The 17,488-nt window shown below is 56.9% G+C and carries 17 protein-coding genes and 1 riboswitch; of the genes, 6 read left to right on the plus strand and 11 right to left on the minus strand.

Annotated features, from left to right (window positions below):
* Positions 1 to 77: 77 nt before the first annotated feature.
* Together ABI171_RS22035 and dksA are read right to left on the minus strand one after the other, a co-directional pair.
* Complete coding sequence (locus ABI171_RS22035) at positions 78 to 449, minus strand: hypothetical protein (RefSeq protein ID WP_348094705.1); 372 nt, start codon at positions 447 to 449, stop codon at positions 78 to 80.
* A gap of 150 nt (positions 450 to 599) precedes the next feature.
* Positions 600 to 1,004: an RNA polymerase-binding protein DksA gene (dksA, locus tag ABI171_RS22040; RefSeq protein ID WP_061946557.1), complete on the minus strand. Its 405-nt coding sequence runs from the start codon at positions 1,002 to 1,004 to the stop codon at positions 600 to 602.
* Between the two features lies 1 nt (position 1,005).
* Here dksA and ABI171_RS22045 point away from each other — a divergent pair, with 1 nt between their 5' ends.
* Positions 1,006 to 1,617, plus strand: a complete 612-nt coding sequence (locus tag ABI171_RS22045; protein ID WP_348094706.1) for a hypothetical protein — start codon at positions 1,006 to 1,008, stop codon at positions 1,615 to 1,617.
* A gap of 1 nt (position 1,618) precedes the next feature.
* Here ABI171_RS22045 and ABI171_RS22050 read toward each other — a convergent pair whose 3' ends face one another.
* The 6 genes from ABI171_RS22050 to ABI171_RS22075 all read right to left on the minus strand — a co-directional run bounded on the left by ABI171_RS22050 (position 1,619) and on the right by ABI171_RS22075 (position 8,056).
* Entirely contained in the window at positions 1,619 to 2,677 is a 1,059-nt protein-coding gene (locus ABI171_RS22050; protein WP_348094707.1) for a GTP-binding protein, read from the minus strand.
* 88 nt (positions 2,678 to 2,765) lie between these two features.
* Positions 2,766 to 3,353: a transcriptional repressor gene (locus tag ABI171_RS22055; RefSeq protein WP_348094708.1), complete on the minus strand. Its 588-nt coding sequence runs from the start codon at positions 3,351 to 3,353 to the stop codon at positions 2,766 to 2,768.
* A 114-nt stretch (positions 3,354 to 3,467) separates the two neighbouring features.
* Positions 3,468 to 4,442, minus strand: a complete 975-nt coding sequence (xerC, locus tag ABI171_RS22060) for a tyrosine recombinase XerC (protein ID WP_348094709.1) — start codon at positions 4,440 to 4,442, stop codon at positions 3,468 to 3,470.
* A gap of 26 nt (positions 4,443 to 4,468) precedes the next feature.
* Complete coding sequence (locus ABI171_RS22065; RefSeq protein ID WP_348094710.1) at positions 4,469 to 5,134, minus strand: DUF484 family protein; 666 nt, start codon at positions 5,132 to 5,134, stop codon at positions 4,469 to 4,471.
* A gap of 199 nt (positions 5,135 to 5,333) precedes the next feature.
* Complete coding sequence (locus ABI171_RS22070; RefSeq protein WP_348094711.1) at positions 5,334 to 6,536, minus strand: porin; 1,203 nt, start codon at positions 6,534 to 6,536, stop codon at positions 5,334 to 5,336.
* 386 nt (positions 6,537 to 6,922) lie between these two features.
* Entirely contained in the window at positions 6,923 to 8,056 is a 1,134-nt protein-coding gene (locus ABI171_RS22075) for a porin (RefSeq protein WP_348094712.1), read from the minus strand.
* Positions 8,057 to 8,443: 387 nt separating this feature from the next.
* On the opposite strand from ABI171_RS22075, the gene ABI171_RS22080 reads away from it, so the two are divergent.
* Entirely contained in the window at positions 8,444 to 10,069 is a 1,626-nt protein-coding gene (locus ABI171_RS22080; RefSeq protein ID WP_348094713.1) for a hypothetical protein, read from the plus strand.
* Between the two features lies 1 nt (position 10,070).
* On the opposite strand, the gene dapF is transcribed toward ABI171_RS22080, so the two are convergent.
* The 3 genes from dapF to ABI171_RS22095 are packed head-to-tail and all read right to left on the minus strand — an operon-like array spanning position 10,071 to position 12,718.
* Positions 10,071 to 10,931, minus strand: coding sequence for a diaminopimelate epimerase (dapF, locus tag ABI171_RS22085; RefSeq protein WP_348094714.1), 861 nt, complete (start codon positions 10,929 to 10,931; stop codon positions 10,071 to 10,073).
* Positions 10,932 to 10,973: 42 nt separating this feature from the next.
* Complete coding sequence (locus ABI171_RS22090; protein WP_348094715.1) at positions 10,974 to 11,867, minus strand: lipid A biosynthesis acyltransferase; 894 nt, start codon at positions 11,865 to 11,867, stop codon at positions 10,974 to 10,976.
* The gene (locus ABI171_RS22095) at positions 11,864 to 12,718 is read right to left on the minus strand and encodes a lysophospholipid acyltransferase family protein (protein WP_348094716.1); all 855 of its coding nucleotides are present in this window, start codon (positions 12,716 to 12,718) and stop codon (positions 11,864 to 11,866) included. The genes ABI171_RS22090 and ABI171_RS22095 overlap by 4 nt, the downstream gene beginning before the upstream one ends.
* A 308-nt stretch (positions 12,719 to 13,026) precedes the next feature.
* Between ABI171_RS22095 and metK the strand changes: the two genes are divergently transcribed.
* The 4 genes from metK (at position 13,027) to ABI171_RS22115 (ending at position 17,479) form a co-directional block, all read left to right on the plus strand.
* Complete coding sequence (gene metK / locus ABI171_RS22100) at positions 13,027 to 14,187, plus strand: methionine adenosyltransferase (RefSeq protein WP_038493489.1); 1,161 nt, start codon at positions 13,027 to 13,029, stop codon at positions 14,185 to 14,187.
* A gap of 187 nt (positions 14,188 to 14,374) precedes the next feature.
* Positions 14,375 to 15,442, plus strand: coding sequence for an AI-2E family transporter (locus ABI171_RS22105; protein WP_348094717.1), 1,068 nt, complete (start codon positions 14,375 to 14,377; stop codon positions 15,440 to 15,442).
* Between the two features lie 88 nt (positions 15,443 to 15,530).
* Positions 15,531 to 15,605, plus strand: a riboswitch (S-adenosyl-L-homocysteine riboswitch).
* A gap of 26 nt (positions 15,606 to 15,631) precedes the next feature.
* A complete protein-coding gene (gene ahcY, locus ABI171_RS22110) occupies positions 15,632 to 17,059 on the plus strand; it encodes an adenosylhomocysteinase (RefSeq protein WP_348094718.1) in 1,428 nt (475 codons plus the stop codon).
* A gap of 75 nt (positions 17,060 to 17,134) precedes the next feature.
* On the plus strand, positions 17,135 to 17,479 hold the full coding sequence (locus tag ABI171_RS22115) for a phage holin family protein (RefSeq protein ID WP_348094719.1): 345 nt from the start codon (positions 17,135 to 17,137) through the stop codon (positions 17,477 to 17,479).
* Positions 17,480 to 17,488 lie beyond the last annotated feature (9 nt).

The following is a 17,488-nucleotide window of genomic DNA, read 5'->3' on the forward strand; positions in this document are numbered from 1 at the left end:
TGGATCACGAGTGACGATGGCGACGGCTATAAATGATGTGATGCTTCGCCATGGGCGAAGCTGATAGACGAGTCCTGTCAGGACTGTGGCGGCGCCCGCGGCGAAAAGTGGCAGGTGAACGGCGCATCCCAGGAAGCAAAGGCTTGCCACAAGGCCAGCAGATGCTTGCCCGGGAGCGGCGGCAAATTCAGCGGGGTCGCGTAAATCGTCGCCGCCAGGGTGGCGTCGTCGAACGCAGCGCAAGAGTGATGCGCTTTGCCGCCGCCTTCGATCACACGTTCAATCACCGACGTGATGTGCGTCAGGTGGTTCTCGGATTTACTTTCCCAGGCGGCATGGACAATGCTATGCGTGAGTCCCAGCCATTGCGCAAACAGGATCGCAAACACCAGCACCGGCGCCAGGGCGGCATGCCGGAGGTGTCTTGAATGAGAGGGCTGGGCTGGCATCAAGGAATCGGAGAGTGCACAAACAGCTATGCATCAAGCGTAACGATCCGGAGATAGAAAAACTATCTGAACTGCTCGCCTGCTTCAGCTGCAACAAAGCTTCATTGCTGCGATTGCAGGCGTATCTTCTCCCCAGACCGTCAGCGAGAATCAGTCGCCGTAAAGTTTTTGCTTCAGTTCGCGACGTTGTTGTGCTTCCAGCGACAAGGTTGCAGTCGGCCGCGCCAGCAGGCGTGGAATGCCGATCGGCTCGCCGGTTTCTTCACACCAGCCGTATTCGCCGGCGTCGATCGATGCGATCGATTGCTGTACTTTTTTCAGCAATTTGCGTTCGCGGTCGCGCGTACGCAATTCCAATGCATGTTCTTCTTCAATCGTGGCGCGATCGGCAGGATCCGGCACGAGGACGGTTTCCCGCAGATGTTCGGTGGTTTCGCCGGCATTTTTGAGCAGGTCGATTTCCAGCTGCTGCAAACGCGCCTTGAAGAACGCCAGTTGTGCCTCATTCATGTAATCCTTCTCGCCCATCTTGAGGATTTGCTCTTCGGATAACAGAATGTCAGAGGTTGGTTTGGTTGTTTTAGTAGCCACTTCGCTTGCTTTCGATACGACGTTTTTTTCAATTTTATCCGTTGATCCGGCACTAGCAGGCTTGCTGCTGGTATTACTGGCGCCGGATCTGGCCGTTGGGGAATTCAGTTTCTTTGTAGCAGAACTACTGGTTTTCACCGCTGTATTACCCGTTACTTCATTACGGATTACCTTATTGCGTGTTTCCTTGTCGGCTGCAGGATCGGATCTTGTTGCAGTCGCCGTTTTCTTGGCTAGGGATTTTACAACAGGTTTGGGACTGGGTTTGGCAACTTCGGAAACTGCCTTGGTTGCGGCTGCCGTAGGGGGCTCGGTTTTGCGGGCCGCCTTGGCGGCAAGTTTGCTTACATTTTCAGTTGTTTTTGCGCTGCCGCCGCTACCGGTCTTCCCGGCGGCCGCAGAAGCCCGGCCCGATTCACGGGCTTTGCTTGACGACGTCGATTTCCCTAGCGAGACCGGCGCTTTGGCGGCGGTCCTTTTATCGGTCAGGTTCATGGTCCTCTCCCTTAATCAGCGGCCAAAGGAAGATGCTATTGGCCTGCTATCCAGTGATTTCCCAGCGCAAAAACTGCCATAGTTTATACCAAACATTGCTCTAAACCGCGAATAAAGATGTCTTTCGGCAGATTCTTGCCGATGAAGACCATTTTACTGCCGCGTGTCTCATTTGCATCCCATTTGCCGCCGACATCGCTGCCCATGATCTGATGCACTCCTTGAAACACCACCTTGCGGTCGGCGCCATCCATCAACAATACGCCTTTGTAGCGCAACATGCGCGGTCCGTATACTTGCACCAGGCCACCGAGGAATTCATCCAGGCGCGCGGTATCGAACGGTTTTTCGCTTTTGAACACAAAAGCGGCGATTTCATCGTCATGGTGGGCGTGATGATGGTTGTGGTGATGTTGATCGTGGTCATCGTGCTGATGGGACGGATGGTCGCAATCATCGCCGACATGGTCGTGATCGTGCTCTTCCGTTGCCAAAAAGTCAGGATCGATTTCCAGCTTGGCATTCAGGTTGAAGCCGCGGATATCCAGGATCTCTTCAATCGGCATGTGTTGCGGATCGAGCGTGATGATCGGCGCGCGCGGATTGATGCGCTTCAAGCGGTGGGTCAGGGCGGCTACCTCTTCCGGGCTTACCAGGTCGGTTTTGGAGAGCAGCAATTTGTCGGCGAAACCCACTTGCCGTTGCGCTTCTTCCTGCTGGTCCAGCTTCTTCATTGCATGTTTGGCATCCACCACCGTGACGATGGCATCCAGCATGAAGTGCATCGCCACTTCGTCGTCGACGAAGAAGGTTTGTGCTACCGGCCCCGGATTGGCCATGCCGGTGGTTTCAATGATGACCCGGTCAAAATTCAGTTCGCCGGCAGTGCGGCGGCGCGCCAGCGTGGTGAGCGCAACGATCAGGTCGCCGCGCACGGTGCAGCAGATGCAGCCGTTGTTCATCTCGACGATTTGCTCTGTGCTGTCTTGCACCAGGATTTCGTTGTCGATATTTTCCTGGCCGAATTCGTTTTCAATCACGGCGATTTTATGGCCGTGCTGCTGTTGCAGGATACGGTTCAGCAAAGTGGTTTTGCCGGCGCCGAGGAAGCCGGTCAGGATCGTAGTGGGTATGAGTGCCATGGCAGGTTCGGAAAATTAAAAATAAAAGGGGGCCGGCAGAGGGCCGCAATGTGTAGCCGCACCCGCCGGTCAGATATCAGGCGGCTGGTTAGTGGGCGCAGTCGGCGCACCAGCCCTTGATAGTCAATTCGATCTCGTGGCCTTGGAAACCCTTGCCTAGCGTGTCTTGCAAGGCCTGCTGCAATTGCTTGCGCAACGCTGCCGGGGTGCTGCTGGCGTGGCCATCGCCGAGCGCCAGTATGCTGTCGAGGAAGCCTGCATCGCCGCTGCCATCCAGGCAGAACACCTTGGCGCAGCGGGTGCATTTGAAATGGCCGTGCTGGTGCTGGGCATGATGCGCCGCATCGCCGTGCGCTGCGGAATCGCCATGTTCTGTGCCCGCGCTATAGCGGAATACGCGGTCATCGCCGGCGATCTTGTGCGCCAGTCCGGCGTCGGTCAGGCAGTCGAGGGCGCGATACAAGGTTACCCGGTCCATGTCGACAAACTGGTCCTGCATGTCCTGATGCGAAAAAGCGCAGCGCGCTTCCAGCAAGGCGGCCAGGACCTTGATGCGGGCCGGCGTGATGCGCAACGCGACTTCGCGCAGCTGCGCCTCGGCCAGAGCGGCGGCATGCTGATTGGGGCCGGCCTTGGCATGCGCGGCGGCGGATTTGGATTTTGGAACTGGATTCATAGTGTGATGCATGCTGCCGGGTTGTATGAGGGTTCAATTATGCCTGAAATGCAATTCAGTTGCATATTTGATGTGGATCGCAAAACAAGCGCTTCAGTTCGCCCGGCTTGCGATTTACTTGTCGGAGATTTTTTTTGCGCGCGGGTGGGCCGCATCGTAGACCTGCGCCAGACGCTGGAAATCCAGCGATGTATAAACCTGGGTGGCGGCAATCGATGCGTGGCCCAGCAATTCCTGCACCGCCCGTAAATCCCCCGACCCTTGCAGCATGTGCGAGGCGAACGAATGGCGCAGCATGTGCGGATGGACATTGCTGCCGATGCCGAGCGCTTGCGCATGGTGCTTCAAGCGCAATTGGATCACACGTGACGACACGCGGCTGCCGCGCTCGGTCAGGAACAGCGCAGCCGCATGCTCGGCCTGATCGCTTTTGAGCAGTGTTTCCCGCTGCGGCAGCCAGGCGGTAATGGCATTGATGGCCGGGCCGCCGACCGGCACGCTGCGCTTCTTGCTGCCTTTGCCGGTGACAGTCACTTCGGCGGCGTCCAGGTCGATCCAGCCGGCCGATTCGTAGCCGTCCTGGCGTGTATAGCGCAGATCCAATCCGGCCAGTTCAGAGACCCGCAAGCCGCTGGAATACAGTAGTTCGAACATGGCTTGATTGCATAAGGCCATGCTGGATCCTGCATCGGCCAGCGGATTGCCGCTGGCGACCAGGTGGATGGCGTCGTCCGCCGCCATGGCTTTCGGCAGCGGCTTGGCGCGTTTGGGGGCTTTGACGCCTTCGACCGGATTGCTGGCGAGCGTGGTTTGCTCCGCCAGCCACTCGAAAAATCCGCGCCAGGCGGACAGCTTGCGCGCAATTGAGCTCGGGCTCAAGCCGCGCGAATGCAATTGCGCGGCGAATTTACGGATATGGAAATGATTGATGGCGGCGAACTGCCACTGTTCACCCAGCGCTTGCGTCAGGCTGGCCAGCTCCTGCAGATCGCGCGCATAGTTGCTGATCGTATGCGCGGATAACTGGCGCTGTCCCGCCAGGCTATCCAGATAGCTGCTCAGATAAGACTGGTTGGTGGCGCCGTTCACGTTGTCGCTGGTCCTTTGGTTTCCGCTTAGTCGAGCAGGCAGGCGAGGGCGGCGCTCGCAGTCTCACCGATCTGCACCAGGAAATCGGTCGCCATGTCGGCGCTGAAGCGCTGCGCATCGGGCGAGCCCAGCACCAGCAGGCCGAAGGTGGCTGAGGCCGCGCTGCTGCTACGTAGTGGCAGCATGGCCACGGACTGGATGTCCTGCTCCAGCCAGGAGGCAGCTTCGAAATCGTTGTTGCTGCCGCAAAACGGCATGCTCAGGCCGTTAGCGAAGATTTTGACATCGTCTGACGCCGCGGCGGCAAACCAGGTATGCGAATAGGCTTCGGCCACTCCCCAAAGACGCAAGGTCGCCTGTGGCACGGCAAAAGTGGTGCGCAATCCGTCTACTAGTGTGTGCGGCAAGTCGACATCGTTACGGGCCATCAGCAGGCTGCGGGTCCAGCTATGCAGTTTTTGTGAGCTGGCGTCATTCTCCTGCGCATTGCGCACCATGTCGGCCAACCGCAAATCCTGTACTTTGATTTTTTCGCGCAGTATTTCCATTTGCCGTTCTTGCAGCGATATGGCGCGTCCGAGCAGCGGACTGCTGAGGCGGATTTTGCCAAGCAGTTCAGCGTGTTCTTCGAAAAAATGCGGTGAGTCGATGAGGTATCGGGCGACGCTATCGGGATCCAGAGGAGAGGTCATGTGCAGTGTGTCGACGATGAAGAAAGAGAAGAACCTAGGGTACACCGCTAAGCGGCTGTGTGACAACCTGAGGTGTTCATAGAGTGGCGGGGAGATGCGGCTGGCGATAAAAAAGCCCGCATGGCGAACCATGCGGGCTTTTTAACTCTTGATTCAAGCAACCTGACCCGCTTGTTGCTGCAGGTTCGGCTAACCTAAATTAGAACTTGTGACGGATACCAACAGTAACTGCTGTTTGGTTAGTTGCATCGCCAGTACCACCGTTTTCAATGCCTGGGTTAGCGGCGTTCTTAGCTTGCAGGTAAGAAGCGAATGCATACAGGTCGGTACGCTTGGACAGGAAGTAGTCTGTACCCAGGTTGTACTGGATCAGCTTACCGTTGCTGTTCAGGCCAGTGCCATCAGGAACGAAAGTCAACTTGTTGTACTGAACGCTGCCCAACAGGTGCAGAGGAGCAGTCACAGCGTAGTTAACACCCAGTTCGAAGATGTCAGCTTTGCTGTTGTTGATCGAACCAACGCTGTAGAAGTTAGGAGCACCCGAAGCGCTTGTCAGAACCGATGTACCGTTCCATGCAGTAGCCAGTGGCTGCTTGACGCGCGACCAGTTACCGTACAGGCGAGCAGGACCGGCTTGGTAGCTAGCGCCCAACGAGAATGTCTTCAGAGCTGTATCGCCAGCGTTGCCAGCGAATGCAGGTGCGTTGTTAACCAAGGAAACGTCGCTTGGTGTATTGCCCTTTTTCGATTGGTAGTATGCCGCGAACAGACCCAGTGGACCGTTTGCGTACTGACCACCCAGGCCGAACGATTGACCGCTCGAAGTTTGGCCAGCTGTTTCGCCGAAGCCATAGATCAGGCTGCCGGTGAAGCCGGACAGATCTGGTGTGTTGTAACGGATCGAGTTGTTGGTACGAGTACCTTCCAAACGGTCCAGATTGTGACCGACGGAACCAGTTACACCACCAAAGTCTTGAACCGAAGTCCATTGGCTGACGTCGTCCAGGATGTCAGTTTGACGACCCAGCAGAACGGAACCGAAGTTACCGCCCAGGCCAACTACCGACTTACGACGGAACAGAGTTGACGAACCTGTATCGCTTTGCAGCGCGCCAGTATCGTTCGAGAAACCAGCTTCCAATTGGAACAGAGCCTTCAGACCGCCGCCCAGATCTTCAACGCCCTTGAAACCCAGACGCGAACCTTGGATGATGCCGGAGTTAACAGCAAATTTGCTGCCGGTAGCGGACGATGTGCCGTTTGTACCAGCGTTTGCAGTCGAAACCTTGTTTGTGTAAGTGATACCAGTATCAACGATACCGTAGATGGTTACGGAGCTTTGAGCTTGTGCTGCACCTGCGATTGCGCCTAGTACGGCCAGTGCGATTAGTGATTTCTTCATTTGACGTCCTTTATTTAGAAAACTGTCTTAAGGATCCGTACATCTTGCCGGATGGATGAACATTAAGGGGTCTCGCCGTCTATGCTGGCGGTTTGGTTTCCTGTGATGCTATAAATTGGTCGAAATTGAGGAAGATTGTTAATTGTGTTGTATTTTTGGGACAAGTATTAAAGGCCTGGCGCTGCTTTCGCAGCCCAAGCTTTTCTTGTTTATCCCGATATCGTTTGAATTTTCCTTGGCGCAACTGGGTAAGTCGGGCAATGAAAAATAGATAATTAAGCGGAGGATTTTGATCGATGTTTACAAAAAATCCCGGACGGTGTTACCGCCCGGGCGAGTTTGCAAAAAGCAAATCTCAAGTATTGCCGCCTGGCGGCTGACTTATGTTAGAACTTGTGGCGGATACCGACAGCTACCGAAGTCTGGCTGCTTTTGCCGGCGTCGTCTTGTGCTACAGGCGCATTGTAGTAGCCGACATCGCCGCCATTTTTGCCCTTGGCGTAAGAAGCCAGGGTGTAGAGGTCGGTACGCTTCGACAGGTAATAGTCCAGGCCCAGGTTGATTTGGGTCACTTTTGCCTTGGAGCCATTGCTTTGATCGCCAGCGTTGTCGATGGAATCGACTTTATGTTGGACGGCAGCCAATACGTGCAGTGGCGCAGTGACTGCATAGTCCATGCCGAGCTCAAAAATGTTGCGCTTGTACACGTCTGGAACATTATTGCGTGACCAGTTGCCGTACAGGCGTGCCGGGCCAACCAGATAGCTGGCGCCCAGGCTGAAGATCTTGCTGGACGTTGCGCCTTCAGGGAACATGACGTCAGTCGGCAATGGGTCCTGGTCTGCAGGGTTGACACCTACTTTCGACTGATAGTAGCCGAGGTATAGTCCCAACGGGCCGTTGTCATAAGTACCGCCGGCGCCGAACGCCTGGCCGTTTGAATTCGCGCCGGCTTCTTCGCCGAAACCATAGATCAGGCTACCTGTGAAGCCTTGCACATTTGGCGAGTTATAGCGGATCGAATTCTGGGTGCGCGCGCCTTCCAGGCGGTCGCCCTCATGCATGGCGCCGACGAAATTACCGAAGTCTTTCACTGAAGTGTATTTATTGCCGGCGTCTTCCAGCAGGTCGGCTTGACGACCCAGTAACACGGAACCGAAGTTGCCGCCCAGACCGACTACCGATTTACGGTTGAACAGGCCTGTATTGTCGTCGTTGTTGGAGCCCAAGGCGCCGGTGTCGGTCTGGAAGCCGGCTTCCAGTTGGAACAAGGCCTTGAGGCCGCCGCCCAGATCTTCCACGCCCTTGAAGCCGATGCGGGAAGTGTCGATATTACCGGAGCCGACGCCGAACTTGCTGCCGCCGAGACGGCTGTTCTGATCGGCGTTGCTTGCCGGTACATTGTTATTCGAGAAAGTCACGCCAGCGTCCACGATACCGTAAATGGTGACGGAGCTTTGAGCTTGTGCCGTACCTGCGATTGCGCCGAGTACTGTCAGTGCGATAAGTGATTTTTTCATTTGACGTCCTTTATATAGAAAACGGTCTTAAGGGTCCGTACATCTGTCGGATGAGTGAACCTTAAGCGGTGCTGTCAGGGACGTCTGAAGTTTGGTGTGTTGTGTATTTATAAATTTGTCAAAACCCTCAGCGCTGATCGATTGTGTTGTATTTTTACTACTAAAATATTTCCATTGGTATATTTTTTGTAATTAAGCGAACTTGGTGAAAGTTAAATGTATGTTGGGAGAAGTTATAGGATTTGTCCTAATTTCTATGCAACTTTTCACATTCTGTCCGTTCCAAGAGGAGTTGTTGCATAAAAGATTCACATATTCTAAAAAACGGGTGGAAATAAAATTTTATGAATTTATCGGGGATAATTTACGTTTTAGTAGCGAGTGCTTATGGCGAAACGTGAAGACTTGGCGATTATTCGCGCCGCCCGTGCCGGGCAGGGGCCAGCGCAACTGGCCTTGGGCAAACGCTACTTATTTGGCGGCAACGGTTTGCCGCAAAGTCTGCCGACCGCGCTGCATTGGCTGGATCGGGCGGCGCAGCAGCAGGAACCCGAAGCCTGGTTACTGATCGGCAGCCATATTCCGCTGGACGTGGCGCGCGCTGCCGCAGATCCGCTAGGCCTGTGCGTCTGGTACGAGCGGGCTTTCGATGCCGGCTTGATGCAAGCCGGCCTGGTGTTGGCGCAACTGGTCCTGACTGGTGACGGCCAGGCTGCCGCGCATGCGTCGTCAGGATTACGGACGAAGGTGATCAAGGTGCTGGAAACGGCGGCCAATGCAGGCGTGGCCGAAGCGCAGTGGCTGTTGGCGCAACACTCGGATATTGCGCCGCAAACCTTGGCCGAGAGAAAACCCGCAACCGAGCGTGTTACCGCTATCCAGCCGCAAAAACTTGCCGAGCAGCAGGCGGAGCAGGACGCGACCCTGAAATGGACCGCGCGCGCCGCCGATGCCGGCGTCACGCAGGCGCAGCAATCGTTGGCCCAGCTGGCTTGGGAAAAAGCCGACTGGCCGGTCTTTCTGGAAAGAGCGTTGCCGCTGGCCAAAGCGTTGGCGCAGCAATATACCGACATCCTGGCGCAATTGAATGTGCCGTCGGAAACCCTGGCGCGTCAGCTGGGCGAAGAAAACCTGTCCTTGTTGCTGCGTTGCGCCCAGGTGCTGCAGGCCAGCACCGGTTTCGATGCCGCCGAAGTGCAGCAGTTTCTCGAGCTGGCAGCCTACGGCGACGATAAAGCCGCGCAGCTGTCGCTGGGCCTCTGGTATGCCCGCATGAACAGCGATGGTGAGCGCTTATTGGTAGGAACCGGCTCGGCCAATTATAAAAAAGCCATCCGTTGGCTGACGCTGGCCGGCGAGGCTGGTTTGGCGGATGCCTGGTACGCCTTGTCGCGCATCTATTTGAAGTCCGAATTTTCCCAGCGCAACCTGGTCGACATGCAGCGCCACTTGGAGCATGCCGCTGAAATGGGCCATTGCGCGGCGCAACTGGAATGCGGCTTGAGCGCATGGCGCAATCGCCGCGAGAAGCTGGCCAACGATGTACGGGCTGTGTACTGGCTGCAAAAGGCGGCGGCGCAGGGCAGCAGTGAAGCCGCCGGTTTGTTGGCAAAGATCGCGGATAGCGCGCAGCCGGCTCCCTGGGCCGAGTCGGCGAAACAGCAATTGACGCGTGAATTGGTCAAAGCCCATCCGTTTCTTGCCGCACGCATCGAGCTGGCGACCATATTCGGCTTGAGCCGGCCGGAAGCCTTGTTGCTGGATTTGAATCAGGCCGATTGCGGGCATTGCCTGGTGGTTGACATCCGGGCGCACTACGCACGCAGCAAGCGGCGTTTGATCCAGATCCAGACCGGCGATGAACGCCAGGCGCTGAGCCGGATTGCGCGTTTGTTTGAAGATGTGGATTGCGGGCCGAACGGCCCCGAAGGCAATTATCGCCAGCGCCTGTACCGCTTCAAGGCTGCGGTTCCGGCTGCGGCATCCGGCGCCGAAGCCGACGAGCCGGCCTAGTCTAGTCGGCAGCGATCTCGATTTCGCCTTCGAATACCGAAACCGCAGGGCCGGTCATCATGACCGGCTGCTGGCTGCCGCCCCAGGCGATCGACAGTTCGCCGCCGTGCGTCTGGACTTTCACCGGCGTATCCAGCAAGCCGCGACGGATCCCCGCAACCACCGCCGCGCAAGCACCGGTGCCGCAGGCCAGCGTTTCTCCGGCGCCGCGTTCGAATACGCGCAGCTTGATATGGTGGCGATCGACAATCTGCATGAAGCCGGCGTTGACCCGTTTCGGAAAGCGCGGATGATGTTCGATCAGCGGGCCGTCGACCAAGACCGGCGCGGCTTCGCTATCCTCGACCACTTGCACCGCATGCGGGTTACCCATCGACACCACCGAGATCCAGACTTGCTTGCCCTGGATTTCCAGCGGCCATAACGCATCCTCGCCTTGTACCTGGCTGCTCAGATTGCCGGCATCGAACGGCACAGCCGCAGGTGCCAGGACAGGCGCGCCCATATCGACGGTTATCCGGCCATCGTCTTCCAGCCGCGGCTCGATGATGCCTGACATGGTTTGTACCCGGATCGCACGTTTGCTGGTCAAGCCCTTGTCGGTGACGAATTTGACGAAAGCGCGCGCGCCGTTGCCGCATTGTTCGACTTCGCCGCCATCGGCGTTGTAAATTCGATAGCGAAAATCGACGCCTTCTGCCGGCGATTTTTCCACCACCAGCATTTGATCGGCGCCCACGCCGAAGCGGCGGTCGCCCAACAGTTGCCATTGCGCCGCAGTGAAGTCGACCCGCTGGCTGATGGCGTCGATGACGACGAAATCATTTCCGGCGCCGTGCATTTTTGTGAATTTGAGTTTCATGTGGCTATTATCACGGAAACCGTGCCTGGGCGCTGCGGAGTTTCAAGTCTGGTCTGATGATGATGCGGTATATACATCGGCCTGCCCCGGCGGTCGGGTCTTGAAGCGCTTGTGGGCCCAGAAATACTCGGCTGGCGCTTCCAGGATGCGCGCTTCGATAAAGGCATTCATGCGGCGGGTAGCTTCGATCATGTCGTCGCCCGGATAGTTTTCCCAGGCCGGATAGAAGGTGACTTTCCAGCCTTTGTAGCCGGGCAGGAAAGTCGCAATCATCGGCACCACGCTGGCTTTGGTGGCGGCGGCAATCCGTGCGGTGGCGGTCAGCGTTGCCGTCGGGATGCCGAAAAACGGTACGAACTCTGCATCTTTCATGCCGAAATCCATATCCGGCAGCATGATGAATGGATAGCCTTCGCGCATGGCGCGGATGATCGGCTTAACTCCCTGTTCACGGGCAAACAACTTGACCGGCCGGAAGCGTGAGCGTCCCTTCAGCAGCGCGGCGTCGGTCACTGCATCCTGTTGGCGTGTATAAATGGTGCAGATCGATACCGATGAATTCAGCACCAGCGCAATCCCGGGAATTTCCAGGCAGACGAAATGCGGACACAGCAGGATGGTCGGGCCGGCTTGCAGCGTGCTGAGCGGCAGGTCGGATTCGATTTTGATCAAGCGTCGCAAGCGCGTCTCCGATGCCCACCACAGCACGCTGCGTTCCAGCACGCTGCGCGAATAGGCCTGGAAATGGCGGCGCGCCAGGGCGATGCGTTCCTGTTCCGGCATCTCGGGAAAGCACAGGCGTAGATTGGTTAGCGTGATATGTCGCCGCGGCTTCATGATGATAAACAACAATGAGCCCAGCGCCTCACCAACGGGGCCGAGGATCCATAGCGGTAAAAAATGTGCCAGCCACAATAGTGCCAGTAGCGCTCTCATGCCTGCGGCTCCGGCGCTGTTGCCGGCGTCACTCCCGGTGGCGTCTTGTAGCGGTTGTAGCTCCAGATATATTGCGCCGGGCAACGCGCAATCAGCTGTTCCATCGCCTGATTGATGGCGAGCGTGCGTTGTTCAGGGGTATGACCCGGGGTGTCGTCGAAAGGCACGAAGCGAATCACATAGCCGCGCCCGAAAGGCAGCCGTTCGGCGTAAGACAGAATAATCGGCGCACCGCTCATCTGTTGCAATTTGGCTGGTAGCGTCATGGTATAGGCTGGAAGTCCGAAGAAATCGGCCCATATACCTTCACCGTTTTGCGGCACCTGGTCCGGCAGCAGACCGATCGCCTGGCCTTTCTTGAGCGCCTTGAACAAGGTGCGGACACCCGCCAGATTGGCTGGCGCCAGCAGCAGGTTATGGCGTCCGCGCGCGCCTTCGATCAAGGGCTTGAGGGCGGCTTTGCGCGGCGGCCGGTACAGCGCCGTAAGCGGGGTCTTGGTGGCGATGGCTTGGGCGATGATTTCAAAGCAGCCCAGATGCGGCGTCAGGAAAATCACGCCGGTCTTGGCGTCCAGCGCTGCCTGCGCCAGTTCCCAGTTCTCGATGGTGGCGGTGCGCAATACCCGTTGCGGCGATGCGCACCAGATGAACGGCAGCTCAAACATGCTCTTGCCTGATTCACTGACCGCTTGCGACAGGGTGGCCTGATAACTGGCCTGCTTCAGATTGGCTTTCAATTTTTGGCGGTACGAGGAAGAGGCCAGATAGACCAGCCAGCCGCCGGCCGTGCCTATTGCATGTAAGAAAGAAAGCGGTAATGTCGATAGCAGGCGAAAGAGTGATACAAGCATTGGATGAGCCTAAAAGAGCTAGACAAGACCTCAAACGGGGCCGGATTTTGCCGATTTTTTTCAAGAGGCGTAAAATAGCACAATAGTCTGGAATTCAAATGACGTTGCAATATCGTTTTTGAATTGCAGAAGTTTGCTTATAAGAATCATCTTAATATATAGTAAGCAGCAAGTAATCCGCATTATCAGTACTATCCGCCGAGTTAATAGACAACTTGCGAGGCGGAATACAAATTTCGCTAAAGCGTCGCAGGCTCAACAGGTTTGACTGCGACATGGTCACCACTTGTTTTTTGTTGGAGCTTGCAATGGCACATGAATACCTTTTCACCTCGGAATCCGTCTCTGAAGGTCACCCCGACAAAGTCGCGGATCAAATCTCCGACGCGATTCTCGACGCAATTTTCACCCAGGACCCGCAAGCCCGGGTCGCCGCTGAAACCCTCTGCAATACCGGCCTGGTAGTACTGGCCGGCGAAGTCACCACCTTTGCCAATGTCGATTACATCGCCGTTGCGCGCGAAACCATCAAGCGTATCGGCTACGACAACGCCGACTACGGCATCGACTACAAGAGCTGCTCGGTGCTGGTCGGCTATGACAAGCAATCGCCGGATATCGCCCAAGGCGTGGATGAAGGCAAGGGCCTTGATCTCGACCAGGGCGCCGGCGACCAGGGCCTGATGTTCGGCTACGCCTGCGATGAAACGCCGGAACTGATGCCCGCCGCGATCTACTACGCTCACCGGATCGTCGAACGCCAGTCGCAATTGCGCAAGGACGGCCGCCTGCCTTGGCTGCGTCCGGACGCCAAATCGCAAGTCACGCTGAAATACGTCGACGGCGTGCCGGTGGCGATCGATACCGTGGTGCTGTCGACCCAGCACGCGCCGGAAATGCTGCATAAGGCAATTGAGGAGGCGGCAATTGAAGAAATCATCAAGCCGGTGGTGCCGAAGGAATGGCTGCAGAATACCCGCTATCTGGTCAACCCGACCGGCCGTTTCGTCATCGGCGGTCCGCAAGGCGATTGCGGCCTGACCGGACGCAAGATCATCGTCGACACCTACGGCGGCGCAGCGCCCCACGGCGGCGGCGCATTCTCCGGCAAGGATCCGTCCAAGGTCGACCGTTCGGCGGCGTATGCCGGCCGCTACGTGGCAAAGAATATCGTGGCAGCCGGTCTTGCCAGCCGTTGCCAGATCCAGATTTCGTATGCTATCGGTATCGCCAAGCCGACGTCGGTGATGGTGACTACTTTCGGCACCGGCAAGATCAGCGACGAAAAGCTGGCGCAACTGGTGCTGGAGCATTTCGACCTGCGTCCTAAGGGTATCGTGCAGATGCTTGACTTGCTGCGGCCGATTTACCAAAAGACTGCAGCTTACGGTCATTTCGGCCGCGAAGAGCCGGAATTCACCTGGGAACGCACCGACAAGGCTGCCGCCCTGAAAGCCGCTGCCCTGTAATCGAGTGATCAGGCATGGCGGGTTTTTGCCCGCCATGCCCATACCGATTATCTGCGATGCCAGAATCGTGCTTTGCACGATGGTTACGACTTGTTACACTGATCATCTCAGTGACTATCCTAAAAGAAAGATACAAGAGCATTACTTCGCCCTCGTCGTAATGTGCTTGATCTAACCAAGTCCCCACATGGCCTCTGCCCGCAAATCCGTGCCCGAATTCCCTTCCGCTTCCCGTCAGCTGCGTCCGGTAGTCACCGAGTTGCCACGCTTTCGCCTGGCCGCCTGGCTGGTGGCGCTGGCGGTGCTGTTTCTGGTCATGTCCTTGCACATGCTGACAGCCCTGCTGGCCGGCTTGCTGGTGTACGAACTGGTGCGGACGCTGACGCCGTTTGTCCAGCGCCGGCTGACCAGCGAACGTGCCCATCTGATTTCAGTGGTGTTCTTGTCGGCGATTATCATCGGCTTGCTGACCCTGCTCATTTTTGGCTTGATCGCTTTCTTTCACGGCGGCCCCGACCGTCTGCAAGTGCTGCAGTCGAAATTGATGGTAGTGGTGGACCAGGCGCGCACCCAGCTGCCGGCTTGGCTGCAACAGTATCTGCCCGATGATGTCGAGGATATCCGGCAAATGATCGGCGACTGGCTGCAATCGCATAGCGGTGAAGTACAACTGGCGGGCCGCGAGGCGGTGCAGGTATTCGTGCATGTGCTGATCGGCATGGTGCTGGGCGCCATGGTGGCGTTGAATGCGGCGCATCCGATGCCTTTGCTGCAACCGCTGGCGAGCGAGCTGCTGGGCCGTGCGCATTTGCTGGCGGATGCCTTCCGCCGCGTGGTGTTCGCCCAGATCAAGATTTCGCTGCTGAACACGACCTTGACGGCGATCTTCCTGCTGGTGGTGCTGCGGCTTGGCGGCATTCATCTGCCGTTGACCAAGACCATGATCATCGTCACCTTCCTGGCGGGACTGCTGCCGGTAATCGGCAACCTGATTTCCAACACGCTGATCGTGCTGGTCGCCTTATCGGTATCGATATATGTCGCTCTTGCCGCGCTGGTGTTCCTGGTGGTGATTCACAAGCTGGAGTATTTCCTGAATGCGAAAATCGTCGGCACCCAGATCAATGCGCGCAGCTGGGAGCTGCTGCTGATGATGGTGCTGGCCGAAGCCGCATTCGGCTTGCCGGGACTGGTGGCGGCGCCGATCTACTATGCTTATATCAAGAGCGAATTGCATGAAATGGGCTGGGTTTGATAGCAGTCCGGCTATTCATTGATCCGGATAGCCGGAATTTGTATTGCGGCCAGCCGTAAACCCGCCAATTTGCTTTAAAATGACAGGCCGTATCCAAGGAGCGTTGCGACAGACATGGTCTGCCAGGCTTGGTACAGTCAACATGCAACCGCGCTCACGTTACTTTTTTTCTAACGAAAGGAGGGCGTGATGAACGCCGCTGTAATGAACTCTACAACCTCTTCAACTCAAGACTACGTCGTTGCCGATATCAGCCTGTCCGGCTGGGGTGATAAAGAAATCAAGATCGCCGAAACCGAAATGCCGGGCCTGATGGCGATCCGCGACGAATTCGCCGCGGCCCAGCCGCTCAAGGGCGCGCGCATCACCGGTTCGATCCACATGACGATCCAGACCGCGGTGCTGATCCAGACACTGGAAGCACTCGGTGCGAAAGTCCGTTGGGCATCCTGCAATATCTACTCGACCCAAGACCACGCCGCCGCCGCCATCGCTGCGGCCGGCACGCCGGTGTTCGCTTTCAAGGGCGAATCGCTGGACGACTACTGGGAATTCACCCACCGCATTTTTGAATGGCCGGGTGAAGAGCAAGCCAACATGATCCTGGATGACGGCGGCGACGCAACCCTGCTGCTGCATCTCGGCACCCGCGCGGAAAAGGACGCATCGGTCTTGAATAACCCAGGTTCCGAAGAAGAAATCTGCCTGTTCAATGCGATCAAGAAAAAGCTGGCGACAGCGCCGAATTGGTATTCGACCCGTCTGGCCCAGATCAAGGGCGTGACTGAAGAAACCACCACCGGCGTGCATCGCTTGTACCAGATGCACAAGGAAGGCAAGCTGGCTTTCCCTGCCATCAACGTCAATGATTCCGTCACCAAGTCCAAGTTCGACAACCTGTACGGTTGCCGCGAATCGCTGGTCGACGGCATCAAGCGCGCCACTGACGTCATGATCGCCGGCAAGGTTGCCGTGATCGCCGGTTACGGTGATGTCGGCAAGGGTTCGGCTCAAGCCATGCGCGCTTTGTCGGCGCAAGTCTGGGTGACTGAAGTCGATCCGATCTGCGCTTTGCAGGCGGCGATGGAAGGCTATCGTGTGGTGACCATGGAATACGCGGCCGAGCACGGCGACATTTTCGTCACCTGCACCGGCAACTATCACGTGATCACACATGCGCACATGCAAAAGATGAAAGACCAGGCGATCGTTTGCAACATCGGTCACTTCGACAATGAAATCGAAGTCGCCGCACTCAAGCAACACACCTGGGAAAACATCAAGCCGCAAGTCGACCACATCATTTTTCCGGACGGCAAGCGCATCATCCTGCTGGCCGAAGGCCGCCTGGTCAACCTGGGTTGTGGCACCGGCCATCCATCGTATGTGATGAGCTCGTCGTTCGCCAACCAGACCATCGCCCAGATCGAATTGTTTGTGAACACCAAGGCCTATCCGGTCGGCGTGTACACCTTGCCAAAACACCTGGACGAAAAAGTCGCGCGCCTGCAGTTGAAAAAACTGAACGCGCAACTGTCGGTACTGACTGAAGAACAGGCTGCTTACATCGGCGTCAAGCAAACCGGCCCTTACAAACCGGAACACTACCGCTACTAACAGCTCGGCCGCCTGCCGCCATGTGCAGTGATGCATGGCGGCAGGCAGATCTCCCATAACCAAGAGGAAAACCCAATGCGCTTACTGATAACCTGGCTGATCAATACCCTGGCCTTGCTGGCGGTGCCGTATCTCATGCATTCAGTGCAGTTCACCAGTTTCGGTGCGGCACTGATCGCGGCGCTGGTGCTGGGCTTCATCAATACCCTGATCCGTCCGGTGCTGCTACTGCTGACCTTGCCGGCCACCTTGCTGACCCTGGGTTTGTTCATCTTTATCATTAACGGCCTGATGTTCTGGCTGGTGTCGCATCTGGTAAGCGGTTTCTATGTCGCCAGTTTCTGGGCGGCGGTAGGCGGCGCAATCTTGTACAGCATCGTTTCGTGGGCGCTGTCCACGCTGTTGTTGAAGAAGAATTGATTGGCACAG

The organism is Collimonas sp. (assembly GCF_039923675.1).
In the GTDB taxonomy this organism is placed as follows: domain Bacteria; phylum Pseudomonadota; class Gammaproteobacteria; order Burkholderiales; family Burkholderiaceae_D; genus Collimonas.